Origin of the sequence: uncultured Alistipes sp. (genome assembly GCF_963931675.1) — a bacterium.
Classification (GTDB): Bacteria; Bacteroidota; Bacteroidia; order Bacteroidales; family Rikenellaceae; genus Alistipes.
The window spans coordinates 2,669,234-2,681,933 of the sequence record NZ_OZ007039.1; the positions used below are offsets into that span (position 1 = coordinate 2,669,234).

The window sequence follows — 12,700 nt, forward strand, 5'->3', positions numbered from 1 at the left end:
AAACGATGTCTGTCTATTTTGTCTTGGAAATGCTCGGGACGCTGGCCTTTGCGATCAGCGGCATCCGGCTTGCCTCGGCCAAGCGGTTCGACTGGTTCGGGGCCTACGTCGTGGGCTTTACGACGGCCATCGGGGGCGGAACGCTGCGCGACCTGATGCTGTCGCAAACCCCCTTCTGGATGCTGGACAGCGTCTACCTCATCGTCACGGCCATCGCTCTGGGGATCGTCATCCTTTTCGGCCGCTACCTCATCCGGCTGAACAATACGTTCTTCATCTTCGACGCCATCGGACTGGGGCTGTTCACGGTCGTGGGCATCGAGAAGACCCTTGCGGCGGATTTCCCCTTCTGGGTGGCCGTCATCATGGGTACGATGACCGGTGCGGCCGGCGGCGTGCTTCGTGACATCCTCATCAACGAGGAGCCGCTCATTTTCCGCAAGGAGATCTATGCGCTGGCGTGTGTCTTCGGCGGAGTGGTCTTCTGGATCTGCCGCGAGGCAGGCATGTCGGGAGCTTCGTTGCAGATCGTAACGGCCGTGGCGGTGATCGCGGCGCGGGTCGTGTCGGTGCGCTTCGGGATGAAACTCCCGACCCTCAAGTAGGGTGCGGGAGCGCGATTTCATATATGATTAAAAACGGTCGGGAGCGGGTAAAGCCGTCGGAAACCGTACAAAGGTCCCTCCGCCCCTAAAACCCGGTTCTTAACCGGGTTGGGAGCGGGTAAAGCCGTCGGAAACCGCACAAAGGTTCCTCCGCCTCTAAAACCCGGTTCTTAACCGGGTCGGGAGCGGGTAAAGCCGTCGGAAACCGTACAAAGATCCCTCCGCCCCTAAAACCGGCTTTTTAAGCCGGCCTTGAAATAGAGGTCGAGGAGCTCTTTGGCGGCGATGAACGACGAGATCCTGTCGTCGAGGACCTGCTGCTCGTACTCGGCAATCTTGCTTTCGACGGCCGGGTCGCGGTAGAAACTGCTCCGCAGCGCTTCGTTGATCGTCTCGTACATCCAGTATTTGTTCTGGCGGTTGCGGTTGTGCTGGAAATACCCGTTGCGCTGAATGTGGTCGAGGTACTCCTCGACGCCCTTCCAGACCTCCTCCAACCCGGCCTTCGTCACGGCCGACGAGGTGTAGACTTTGGGCCGCCAGCCCGATTCCGGCACGGGGAAGAGCCGCAGGGCCCCCTGGAACTGCGTGCGGGCCAACTCGGCCTTGTGGACATTCTCGCCGTCGGCCTTCGTGATGACCATCAGGTCGGCCATCTCCATGATGCCGCGCTTGATGCCCTGCAATTCGTCGCCGGCGCCCGAGATCTGCAACAGCATGAAGAGGTCGACCATCGAGTGTACGGCGGTTTCGGACTGCCCGACACCCACGGTCTCGATGAAGATGACGTCGAAACCGGCGGCTTCGCACAGTACGATGGTCTCGCGGGTCTTGCGCGCGACGCCTCCGAGCGATCCGGCCGAGGGCGAGGGGCGCACGAAGACTGCGGGGTTGTTGCAGATGCTCTCCATGCGGGTCTTGTCACCGAGGATCGAGCCGCCGCTCCGCTCCGACGAGGGGTCGATGGCCAGCACGGCGAGCTTGTGGCGCAGAGAGGTGACCATGTTGCCGATGGCTTCGATGAAGGTCGACTTCCCGGCTCCCGGGACGCCCGTGATGCCGATGCGCACTGACCGCCCGGCGTGGGGCAGACAGCGTTCGATGATCTCCTGGGCCTGGGCGTAGTGGTTGGGGTTGGAGGATTCGACGAGCGTAATGGCCTGCGAGAGGGTGGTGATGTTTCCGGCGAGAATGCCCCCGACGTATTCGTCGGTCGAGAGCATGCGCTTCTTGTGCCGCTTGAAATAGGGGCTGATGATCGGCTGGTCTTCAACGCCTTCCGTCACGTTCAGCGCCGTGTAGTGGTGTGTGTCCGCGTATTCGCGTTCGTAGTGGTCTATCTTGGTAAAGGACATATGATCAATCGATTGCTTGTTCGATGAGTTTTTCGTTGAATTGGAGGCTGTTTCCCATCCAGAGGGCGCGGTTGCGGGTGTCGATCAGCACGCCGAAGGGCACGTAGGTGACGCCGAAGGCCGAGAAACCCCGGTCGGCATGAATCGTAGCCGAGACCCGTTCCGAGAGGTAGGGCCGTAGCATCGGGGCGATGCGTGCGGTGTCCTCGCGCGTAACGACGATCACCCGCAGGGGGGATTTTGGTTTGGAGGCGAGGGCCCTCAGCCGTTTGAGCGAGGTGATGCACGCGGGATTCGACGAGTGGAAGAACTCGAGATAGGTGACCGCCGCCGGAGCCGGATGGCGGTTGTCGATCCACCCCGCGGCCTTGAGCTCGGGGACCTTTTCGCCGAGGATGATGTTCTGGGCCTCCGCGCCGGAGGGTGCCAGGATCCACGCCGACAGCAGGATAAGCAACGCTTTCTTCATATCCGAGAGTGCTGGTTTGTCCGCTAAAGATAACACCTTTTGGCGGAAGGCGCAAATTTTCGGGCGAAAAGCGTTCGGCGGCGGGAGCGGGTCAGAGGCGTATGGCGGGGCCGCAGAGGAGCCATTCGAGGTCGATCTGCGGATAGCGGGCGTGGATTCTCCGCACGAGTTCGATGTCGAAGGGGAGCAAGCCGTGGCGGACCTTCATGAAGGTGTTGAAATCGCAGCCGATGTGGCGGATGAAATCCAGGTGGGAGAGCCCCGACGCGCGCAGGACGAAATTGAGCCGTTCGTAGTCGTAGTAGAAGTTGTGGCTTCGCTGGTTGCAGGGAAAAATCCTTCTGTCATTCCTTCTGTCATCCTTTCTGTCATCCATGGTCTTGAGGTTTTAGTGCGCCGACAAAAGACGAACGCGGACTACTGTTATTTGCCAATTGGAAAGGCTCTGGGAGGCCCTGAATCTGACAAACACACATAGCCCGCGCCGTATAGACGAAGGAACAACGTCCATGCCATACGACGCGAGCGCCGCAGGGCAGGATGTGTTTGACCTGATTCGGAGAATTTCCCAGATTTTCCAATCGGTCAATAAATCCGCTCGTGCGGATCTTCTGCAAAGATAGGAAAAAAACGGATTCGGACAATCTTTTCCCCGGAAAATCCCCTCCCGAACACTTTTCATCCCTCCCGAATGCCGTTTTCGACCAAAAAAAGTCTGTTGAATTTTGGGGATTCCCAAAGATTCGCCTATCTTTGTGTTCGCAAAATAACAACGTCCGAAATACCACAAAAACAATCAACCAAACTCAAATTCCATTTTGCTATGAAAGTTTCTCATATCGAGCATCTTGGCGTCGCTGTGAAGAGCCTTGATGAAGCCATTCCCTACTGGGAGAACGTTCTGGGGCTGAAATGCTATGCCATCGAAGAGGTTGCCGACCAGAAGGTCCGCACGGCGTTCTTCATGCTGGGTCAGACGAAAATCGAGCTGCTGGAACCCACCTCGGAGGATTCGACCATCGCCAAGTACATCGAGAACCGCGGTGTCGGCATCCATCACATGGCCCTCGCGTGCGAGAACATCGAGGAACAGCTGGCCGACGCCGAGGCCCGGGGCATCCGCCTGATCGACAAGACGCCGCGCAAGGGCGCCGAGGGGCTGACGATCGCCTTCCTGCACCCGAAATCGACCCAGGGCATCCTGACCGAACTCTGCGAGAACAAGAACAAATAGTAAATCACCAACGATTCCGCTCCGGGCGGAATCGTTCCGTGTGTGCGGAACATCTCCCGGGGCGGACAATATCAACATTATGAGCCAAATTCAAGAAAAGATCAAGCAACTGATCGACAACCGCGAAACGGCCCGTATGGGCGGCGGCCAGAAAGCGATCGACAAACAGCACGACAAGGGCAAGTACACGGCCCGCGAGCGTATCCAGATGCTTCTCGACGAGGGTTCGTTCGAGGAGTTCGACATGTTCGTGACACACCGCTGCTACGATTTCGGCATGGAGAAGAAGCACTTTTTCGGCGACGGCGTGGTGACGGGTTACGGTACGATCGGCGGACGCCTGGTCTATGTCTTCGCCCAGGACTTCACCGTTACGGCCGGTTCGCTCTCGCTCTCGATGTCGGACAAGATCTGCAAGGTCATGGACATGGCCCTGCGCAACGGTGCCCCCTGCATCGGCATGAACGACTCGGGCGGCGCCCGCATCCAGGAGGGTGTCAACGCGCTGGCCGGTTATGCGAACATCTTCCAGCGCAACGTGATGTCGTCGGGTGTCATTCCGCAGATCTCGGCCATTTTCGGGCCCTGTGCCGGAGGTGCGGTCTATTCGCCCGCGCTGACCGACTTCATCATCATGAAGAAGGAGACGTCGAACATGTTCCTCACGGGCCCGAAGGTGGTGAAGACCGTCACGGGCGAGGACGTCACGCAGGAGCAGCTGGGCGGTGCCACGATGCACACCACCAAGTCGGGAGTTGCCCAGTTCGCCGTCGATACCGAGGAGGAGGGTATCGAACTGATCAAGAAACTGATCTCCTACATGCCTCAGAACAACATGGAGGATGCTCCGCTGACGGTCTGCACGGACAAGATCACGCGCCTGGAGGATTCGCTCAACGACATCATCCCCGACAGCGCGAACAAGCCCTATGACATGGCCGAGGTGATCCGCGCGATCGTCGACGACGGCGAGTACCTGGAGTCGGCGGCCGGTTACGCCAAGAACATCATCACGTGCTTTGCGCGCTTCAACGGGCAGTCGGTGGGCATCATCGCCAACCAGCCGAAATTCATGGCCGGTGTGCTCGATATCAATGCCAGCCGCAAGGCGGCCCGTTTCGTCCGTTTCTGCGACGCGTTCAACATTCCGCTCGTGACGCTCGTCGACGTTCCGGGCTTCCTGCCGGGCACGACCCAGGAGTACGGCGGCGTGATCACGCACGGCGCGAAGCTGCTGTTCGCCTACTGCGAGGCTACGGTTCCGAAGATCACCGTGACGCTGCGCAAGGCCTACGGAGGCGCCTACATCGTGATGTCGTCGAAGCACATCCGCGGCGACATCAACTACGCCTGGCCGACGGCCGAGATTGCCGTGATGGGTGCGAGCGGAGCCGTCGAGGTGCTCTACGGCAAGGAGCTCAAGGAGCTGGCCGACAAACCCGAAGAGAAGGCCGCGTTCATCGCCGAGAAGGAGAAGGAGTACAACGACAAGTTCTCGAATCCCTACAATGCGGCGCGCTACGGCTATATCGACGATGTGATCGAACCGCGCAACACACGGTTCCGCATCATCCGTGCCCTGCAGTCGCTGGCCACGAAGCGCCTGCAGAATCCGCCCAAGAAGCATTCGAACATTCCTCTGTAACCTCGTAAAAATCGGAAATCATGATAATACAGGCAGTAAGTTGGGGCTGGTCCGAGATCCTGTGGGCTTCACTCATCGGCTTCGTGCTGGTATTCGTCGTGCTGGTGGCGCTGATCTTCATCATGAAGGGCCTCGGTGTCTGCTTCCAGCGGATGGCGACCACCAGCAAGAAGCAGGCGGTTGCTCCGCAGCCGATGATCAGCCAGGAGGAGATCGCGGCGATAGCCACGGCCCTGAAGATCTACAAGAGCGTGCTGCACGACCGCGAGTCGGAGGTGGTGACGATCCTCAGCATCAAACGGGCCTATTCGCCCTGGAATTCGAAAATTCATGGTTTAACCCAGCTTCCCGAGCGGAAATAGCGTTTTTCGTCGGAATCTGACAATCCAGAAACAACAATGAAAGATTACTCACTGAAAATCAACGGACATAATTACAACGTCCAGATCGACGACGTGAACGACAGCTCGACGGTAGCCCATGTGATCGTCAACGGTGTGGACTACGAAGTGGAGATCGAGGGGGGCAAGAAACCCAAGGTCTCCAAACCGCAGGTTGCTCCGGCTCCGAAGTCGGCCAACAGCGGTATGATCATGCCTTCGACGGCGACTCCTTCGCCGCGGCTGTCGGCGATTCCGCCCTCGTCGGGTTACAGCGTGAAGTGCCCGCTGCCGGGTACGGTGCTGAGCGTGAAGGTCGCCGTGGGCGACACGATCTCCCAGGGCCAGACGCTTGTGGTGCTCGAAGCCATGAAGATGGAGAACAACATCGATGCCGACCGCGGCGGCGTTGTGAAGCAGATTCTCGTGCAGCAGGGCGCCACGGTCATGGAGGGCGATACGTTACTTGTAATCGAATAGCCTTATGTGGACTTTGTTGACATCCAGTTCCGATTTCGTATGGGACAGCCTGCAGACCTTTGTCGAATCGACGGGTATATCGGCCCTGGTCGAAAGCATGGGATGGGGGCCTCTGGCGATGATCGTTGTGGCCTTCGTGCTGCTCTACCTGGCCATCAAGCACAAGTTTGAGCCGCTGCTGCTGCTCACGATCGCCTTCGGTATGCTGCTGACGAACCTTCCGGGCGCCAATATGTTCCATACCGAGCTCTTCGCAGGCGGGCAAGTCCACTGGGATATCTTTGTGGCCAACGCCGGGCTGCTCGACTACCTCTATTTGGGCGTCAAGCTGGGTATCTATCCCTGTTTGATTTTCCTCGGGGTGGGGGCCATGACCGACTTCGGTCCGCTGATCGCCAATCCGAAGAGTTTCCTGCTGGGCGCAGCCGCCCAGTTGGGTATCTTCCTGACCTTCATCGGCGCCTATGCGCTGAATTTTTCGCCGGAACAGGCCGCTTCGATCGGTATCATCGGCGGAGCCGACGGCCCGACGTCGATCTACCTGACGGCCATTCTGGCCCCGGAGCTGCTGGGCCCGATTGCCGTGGCGGCCTACTCCTATATGGCGCTTGTGCCGGTGATCCAGCCGCCGATCATGCGTCTGCTCACCACGGAGAAGGAGCGTAAGATCAAGATGCGCCAGCTGCGTCCGGTCTCGAAGACCGAGAAGATCCTCTTCCCGCTGATCATTACGGTGATCATCGCGCTGCTGCTGCCGTCGGCGGCGCCGCTGGTAGGCAGCCTGATGCTGGGCAACCTGATGAAGGAGTGCGGGGTCGTGGACCGTCTGTCGAAGACCGTTCAGAACGAACTGATGAATATCGTGGTGATCTTCCTGGGCATCACGGTGGGTGCTACGGCCACGGCCGAAGCGTTCCTCAATCCCCAGACGCTGAAGATCCTGGTGCTGGGTGTGCTTGCATTCAGCTTCGGAACGGCGGGCGGTGTTCTGCTGGCCAAGGTGATGAACATCTTCCTGAAGGAGGGCAACAAGATCAATCCGTTGATCGGTTCGGCCGGGGTTTCGGCGGTTCCGATGGCGGCCCGCGTGTCGCAGACCGAGGGTCAGAAGGCCGATCCTTCGAACTTCCTGCTGATGCACGCCATGGGCCCGAACGTGGCCGGCGTGGTCGGTTCGGCGGTAGCTGCGGGTATTCTGCTCTCGTTCCTGGCCTAATAGCCGGGGAGGTGGAGGCCCGGCCGGATGAATTCCGGTTTCGGAATCCGCCGTCGATATATGAGAGAAAAAAGCCGGAGTTGTTCCGGCTTTTTTCGTCCCTTTCTTAAAGGAGCTTTTTGGATCGGCAAAAAGCCCCCGGTTCTTAGCCGGGTACCTTTTGATGGCAAAAGGTACCCAAAACCAGCCGCAAGTTGCTTTTTGCGGGGCCGCAGTTTGGCGTCGCGGAAACGGGCGCCTGACGCGGGTTTGCGAGCAAACCGGCCCCGTTTCTTATCGCGCCGCCTGCACTGCGTCCTCTTTCCGCAAAAAGCAAAGTGCGGCGGCAAGGCCCGCCTAAGAGGCGGCTTTTAGGAGCTGCTGGGCCTTTAGCGGTTTCCGAGCCTTGAATCCGCTCCGACCGACGGTCGGGAGCGGTGATTTGCTTCCGAACCTTTCAACATCCCTCCGCCTCTAAAACCGGCTTCTTAAACCGGTCATTTCCGCCTTGAGCGGAAATCCACCCAAAGGTCTCGAAACCGGTATATTTCGAAAAGGGCCTCTGTTTTCGGACCGTTTTCCCCTTCGGTTTCGGCGCCGGGGATCGGAAATCATCGGGGACCGGGACGGACTTTTGTCCGGGAAACGAACGGGTCGGAAAAATATTTGCGAAATGATTTTCAACCTGTTTTGCAGAAACAAAACTTTTTCGTACCTTTGCGCACCCGCAAAGTGCGGGAAACGGATTACAATAAGTTAAATTACACGTAATGGATTCTTTAAGCTACAAGACTATCTCGGCGAACGCTGCGACCGTCACCAAGGAATGGGTGGTGATCGACGCGACGAACGAGGTACTGGGACGTCTTGCATCGCAGGTCGCGAAGATCCTCCGAGGCAAGAACAAGCCCTGCTACACGCCTCACGTGGATTGCGGTGACTACGTCATCGTCATCAACGCGGAGAAGGTGAAGCTCACGGGCAACAAAGTGACCGACAAGGTCTACACGCGCCACACCGGATACCCCGGCGGCCAGCGTTACGCCACGCCTGCCGACTATCTGGCTAAAAAACCGACGTTCCTCATCGAGAAGGCCGTCAAGGGAATGCTTCCCAAGACCCGCCTGGGTGAGAAACTGCTCACGAACCTGAAGGTTTATGTCGGCCCGGAGCACCCGCACGCCGCCCAGAACCCGAAGACCATTAAATTAAACGAGATTAAGTAAGAGTTATGGAAGTTGTAAACACCGTAGGTCGTCGTAAGGCCGCTGTGGCTCGCGTATTCGTGAAGCCGGGGAATGGTCAGATTACAATCAACCACAAGGAACTCGCCGTATATTTCCCGCTCGAAATTCTCCAGTTCCAGGTGAAGCAGCCGCTGCTCGCCACGAACACTGCCGAGAGCTATGACATCACCATCAACCTCGAAGGGGGTGGTATCAAGGGACAGGCCGAGGCCGCTCGTCTGGGTATCGCACGTGCGCTGTGCGAGATCGACGCCGAGATGCGTCCGGTGCTGAAGAAGGCCGGATTCCTGACGCGCGATCCCCGCGAGGTTGAGCGTAAGAAGCCCGGACAGCCCGGAGCACGTCGCAAGTTCCAGTTCAGCAAGCGTTAATACGCACGACCGGAATTTCGGCAACGCACGGTGTCGGTTTTCAAATCGGGAGGACTACTTATATTATATATGTATTACCCTTCGGTTGCCGCGCCGCGGAAAACTCCCGGGATCGACAAGGTCGCTACCCGCCGGAGTTGAAGAAAAGAGAATTAGAATCAATTAACGAAGAGAATTAAAATGTCACGTACAGATTTTAATACATTACTGGAAGCCCGTGTGCACTTCGGTCACCTGAAGCGCAAATGGAACCCGAAAATGGCTCCGTACATCTTCATGGAGAAGAACGGCATCCACATCATCGACCTGCACAAGACGGTGCTGAAGGTCGATGAGGCTGCTGCAGCGCTGAAGCAGATCGCCAAGAGCGGTCGCCGGGTGCTGTTCGTAGCCACGAAGAAACAGGCCAAGGAGATTGTTGCCGAAAAGGTGGCAGCCGTCGGGATGCCCTACGTCACGGAGCGTTGGGCAGGCGGTATGCTGACCAACTTCCCCACCATACGTAAAGCCGTCAAGAAAATGTCCACCATCGACAAGATGACCAACGACGGCACGTTCGATAACTTCTCGAAGCGCGAGAAACTCCAGATTGCCCGTCAGCGTGCGAAACTGGAGAAGAACCTCGGTTCGATTGCCGACCTGACCCGTCTTCCGGCCGCACTGTTCGTCGTCGACGTACAGAAGGAGGCCAACGCCGTGAAGGAGGCCAAGCGGCTGAGCATCCCCGTCTTTGCAATGGTAGATACTTGTTGTGATCCGACCGACATTGATTACGTAATTCCTGCAAATGACGATGCTGCGAAGTCGATTGCGGTGATCGTGGATGCCATGTGCGCCGCCATCGCCGAGGGAACGGAGGAGCGCAAGCTGGAGAAGGAGAAGGAGGCACAGGAGGCTGAGGCCGAGGGTGCCAAGAAGGAGGGCAAACCCCGCATCAAGAAGGCCGTGAAGGCTTCGATCGACGCCGAGGAGGCTGCTGTAGCGGAGGTTGTCGCTGCCGTAGAGACTCCTTACGAGGAGCCGGCCACGGAGGCTGAGGCTGAGGCTGCTGAGGCTCCCGCCGAGGAGGCCGCTGCAGAAAAGGCAGAGTAATTTGCCGCAGGGACCGGATCGGGAGGGGACGTTCTGACCGAGTAGCCGGGGAAGTCCTGACCGAGCAATTGGGGAGGGAAAATTCCGACTGAGTAATTGGGGAAGTTCCGACCGGGTAATCGGCCCCCGGCCGGGTAATTGAAAAATAGAAACAATCGAAAAAGAATAAAGACTATGGAAATCAAAGCTGCTGATGTAATGAAGCTCCGCAAGATGACCGGTGCCGGTATGATGGACTGCAAGAAGGCGCTCATCGAGGCTGAAGGCGACTATGCACGGGCTCAGGACATTATCCGCGAAAAGGGCAAGCTCGTCGTGGCAAAGCGTGCGGACCGCACGGCTTCGGAGGGTGTTGTCGTTACGAAGATCGTGGGTCAGAAGGCCTACATCCTCTGCCTGGCCTGCGAAACGGACTTCGTGGCACAGAATGCCGAGTACACGGCTTCTGCCGAGGCAATGCTGGAGGTAGCGGTTGCTGCCGACGCAGCCGACCGCGACGCGCTGCTGGCTGCGAAGAACGCCGAGGGCCACACTGTCGAGGAGATGGTTACCGAGAAGTCGGGCCAGACGGGCGAGAAGATCGAGCTGGCATACTATGCCCGCATCGAGGCTCCCTACTGCGCTGCCTACGTACACTTCAACAAGAAGCTGGGTACGCTGCTGGGCTTCAACAAGGAGGTTCCGGCCGAGGTTGCCCACACGGTAGCCATGCAGGCTACGGCTATGGCCCCGGTATCGATTTCGGAGGCTGACTGCCCGGCCGAGGTTGTCGAGCACGAGCGCAAGATCGCCGTGGAGGCCATGAAGCAGGATCCGAAGAACGCCAACAAGCCGGAGGCCATTCTGGAGAAGATCGCCGAGGGCAAGATGCGCAAGTTCTTCGAGGAGAATACGCTGCTGAACCAGACCGTGGTTGGCGAGAAGGAGACGATCGCCGAGTTCATCCACAAGGCCGACAAGGAGGCTACGGTAATTGCCTACAAGCGTTTCGCACTGGGCGAGTAATCGTACCGACATACCGTCAGAAACAGGCCGGGGTAGGGAGAAAACCTGCTCCGGTCTGTTTTTTTGTGCAAGGCGGGCGGGGGTGTTGGAGGCTCCAGTATCAACAGCCGTTTGGTGGCGGGGTAAAACCTGCTCCGGTCTGTTTTTTTGTGCTTGGAGGGGTGGGGCGTTAGAGCCCGTACCGTTTCAGCAGCCACAGAGGGTATTTGCGAAAGGATCCGAGCCGCATCCAGAGCCGGCCTAACAGCAGGTGGAGGGGGCTGCACGCCACGGCGCCGTAGATTCGTCCGCGGGGGATGGATTCGGTGCCGACGGGGTTGCCGTCGCCCTGGAGGATGATCCGCTCCGCTCCGATGCGGCGGACCCGATGGATGACGAAACTCCCGGCGTCGGTTTGGCCCAGCACGACGTGCCCGCGCTGCAGGTCGTCCGGCCGGATCGGATGCAGCCGGATGCGGGCTCCGCTCCGGAAGAAGGGGAGCATACTCCGCCCTTCGATCCGCACGGTGACTTCACGCCCTTCGGCGAGGAGGTCACGGAGGAGTTCGAAACCGGCCTGATGGGAAGTTATCTGCATTGTCGGTCGGGATTTTCCGGACCGGACCGGAGTGGGGTGAGGGGTCCCCCGAAGAGGGTCTCGCAGGCGAGCCGGGCGGCATCGGCATCGGGACGGCACTCCAACAGGTAGACGGGAACCAGCCCGATTACCTGCCCGAGCAGGGTGCAGACGGCATCCTGAAGGCGTGTGGCGTGGATGAAGGCAGGGGGAGTCGAGGGAAAGAGCGCTCCGAAAGCTTCGATCGGAGAGAGGCGCCGGATCCGGTTTTCGGGGGCCTGGACGAGCCGCACGATGGCTGCGACGGGACAGGACTCGTTGCGGTAGCAGGGGACCTTGCCGCTCCAGGGGGATCCCCAGACGCGGACCGTACCGTCCGCAAGCCCGAGAATGGGGCTGTCGTCGTTGAGCAGGGCGGAGCCGGGGATGTTTTCGCGCCACAGTCGGCTGTGGGTGCTCTTGCCGGTCCCGGATTCGCCGAGGAAGAGGACTCCGCGGCCTCGGTAACGGATTGCCGAGGCGTGGATGGCCACGGCGTTCCGATGGAGTGCCGTAAGGTTGAAGAGGGTCCAGATCCCGAACCGGAAGAGGGCGGGGTGGTGTGCGGGTGTAAAGTCGCAGCAGGCGAGGAGGCCTTGTTCCGGGATCCGGAATCGGGCCGGGAGTGAACCGTCCCGGGGTGACATTTCGAGGAGAAAACCGGCCTTGTCGTATCCGAAACGGCAGTCGGCATTGGCATCCGCGAAGTCGAAACGGTGGAGTTCGTGCCATCCGGCGGCTTTATGGATACGGACGCCGGATTCCAGAATCAGTTCCGGCTCGGAACCGGTTTTCGGGGCGACCTCGGACGCTGCGGTCCTCGCCCGCGCGACAGCCTCCCCCGGGGCGACCTCGACCCTTGCGGTCCTCGCCCGCCCGGCCTCCTCTCTCCCTTCTTTTCCCTCACTTGCAGCTTCTGCCCCCGCAACGGCAAACGCCTGCAACGCCCCGGCGAAACGGGGCGGAATCAACGAATCCGGAAGCGAAAGCCGGAGTCCGGCAATGATGTATTCCATAAGCGCAGGTT

General features: G+C 59.1%; 15 protein-coding genes. 10 read left to right on the forward strand and 5 right to left on the reverse strand.

Annotated elements, in window-relative coordinates:
• Positions 1-5 precede the first annotated feature (5 nt).
• Positions 6-605, forward strand: coding sequence for a trimeric intracellular cation channel family protein (locus ABGT65_RS11330; RefSeq protein WP_346702257.1), 600 nt, complete (start codon positions 6-8; stop codon positions 603-605).
• A 227-nt stretch (positions 606-832) separates the two neighbouring features.
• Here the strand turns inward: ABGT65_RS11330 and meaB are convergent, their stop codons facing one another.
• From meaB to ABGT65_RS11345, 3 genes are all read right to left on the reverse strand, one after another.
• On the reverse strand, positions 833-1,960 hold the full coding sequence (gene meaB / locus ABGT65_RS11335) for a methylmalonyl Co-A mutase-associated GTPase MeaB (protein ID WP_346702259.1): 1,128 nt from the start codon (positions 1,958-1,960) through the stop codon (positions 833-835).
• A 4-nt stretch (positions 1,961-1,964) separates the two neighbouring features.
• On the reverse strand, positions 1,965-2,429 hold the full coding sequence (locus ABGT65_RS11340; RefSeq protein ID WP_346702261.1) for a hypothetical protein: 465 nt from the start codon (positions 2,427-2,429) through the stop codon (positions 1,965-1,967).
• A 91-nt stretch (positions 2,430-2,520) separates the two neighbouring features.
• Positions 2,521-2,805 (reverse strand): hypothetical protein, encoded by a 285-nt coding sequence (locus tag ABGT65_RS11345; RefSeq protein ID WP_346702263.1) that lies wholly within the window; start codon positions 2,803-2,805, stop codon positions 2,521-2,523.
• A gap of 447 nt (positions 2,806-3,252) precedes the next feature.
• On the opposite strand from ABGT65_RS11345, the gene mce reads away from it, so the two are divergent.
• The 9 genes from mce to tsf all read left to right on the forward strand — a co-directional run bounded on the left by mce (position 3,253) and on the right by tsf (position 11,078).
• A complete protein-coding gene (mce, locus tag ABGT65_RS11350; RefSeq protein ID WP_346702264.1) occupies positions 3,253-3,663 on the forward strand; it encodes a methylmalonyl-CoA epimerase in 411 nt (136 codons plus the stop codon).
• Positions 3,664-3,742: 79 nt separating this feature from the next.
• A complete protein-coding gene (locus tag ABGT65_RS11355) occupies positions 3,743-5,308 on the forward strand; it encodes an acyl-CoA carboxylase subunit beta (protein ID WP_346702266.1) in 1,566 nt (521 codons plus the stop codon).
• 20 nt (positions 5,309-5,328) lie between these two features.
• Positions 5,329-5,670, forward strand: a complete 342-nt coding sequence (locus ABGT65_RS11360) for an OadG family transporter subunit (RefSeq protein ID WP_346702268.1) — start codon at positions 5,329-5,331, stop codon at positions 5,668-5,670.
• Positions 5,671-5,706: 36 nt separating this feature from the next.
• Complete coding sequence (locus ABGT65_RS11365) at positions 5,707-6,168, forward strand: biotin/lipoyl-containing protein (RefSeq protein ID WP_346702269.1); 462 nt, start codon at positions 5,707-5,709, stop codon at positions 6,166-6,168.
• 97 nt (positions 6,169-6,265) lie between these two features.
• On the forward strand, positions 6,266-7,384 hold the full coding sequence (locus ABGT65_RS11370; RefSeq protein ID WP_346703088.1) for a sodium ion-translocating decarboxylase subunit beta: 1,119 nt from the start codon (positions 6,266-6,268) through the stop codon (positions 7,382-7,384).
• Between the two features lie 749 nt (positions 7,385-8,133).
• Entirely contained in the window at positions 8,134-8,589 is a 456-nt protein-coding gene (gene rplM, locus ABGT65_RS11375) for a 50S ribosomal protein L13 (protein ID WP_346702270.1), read from the forward strand.
• Between the two features lie 5 nt (positions 8,590-8,594).
• A complete protein-coding gene (rpsI, locus tag ABGT65_RS11380) occupies positions 8,595-8,981 on the forward strand; it encodes a 30S ribosomal protein S9 (RefSeq protein ID WP_346702272.1) in 387 nt (128 codons plus the stop codon).
• Between the two features lie 180 nt (positions 8,982-9,161).
• Positions 9,162-10,073 (forward strand): 30S ribosomal protein S2, encoded by a 912-nt coding sequence (rpsB, locus tag ABGT65_RS11385; protein ID WP_346702274.1) that lies wholly within the window; start codon positions 9,162-9,164, stop codon positions 10,071-10,073.
• A gap of 174 nt (positions 10,074-10,247) precedes the next feature.
• On the forward strand, positions 10,248-11,078 hold the full coding sequence (tsf, locus tag ABGT65_RS11390) for a translation elongation factor Ts (RefSeq protein WP_346702276.1): 831 nt from the start codon (positions 10,248-10,250) through the stop codon (positions 11,076-11,078).
• A gap of 169 nt (positions 11,079-11,247) precedes the next feature.
• Here tsf and ABGT65_RS11395 read toward each other — a convergent pair whose 3' ends face one another.
• The gene (locus ABGT65_RS11395; RefSeq protein WP_346702278.1) at positions 11,248-11,655 is read right to left on the reverse strand and encodes a S24/S26 family peptidase; all 408 of its coding nucleotides are present in this window, start codon (positions 11,653-11,655) and stop codon (positions 11,248-11,250) included.
• On the reverse strand, positions 11,646-12,689 hold the full coding sequence (locus ABGT65_RS11400; protein WP_346702280.1) for a hypothetical protein: 1,044 nt from the start codon (positions 12,687-12,689) through the stop codon (positions 11,646-11,648). The genes ABGT65_RS11395 and ABGT65_RS11400 overlap by 10 nt, the downstream gene beginning before the upstream one ends.
• Between the last annotated feature and the right edge of the window lie 11 nt (positions 12,690-12,700).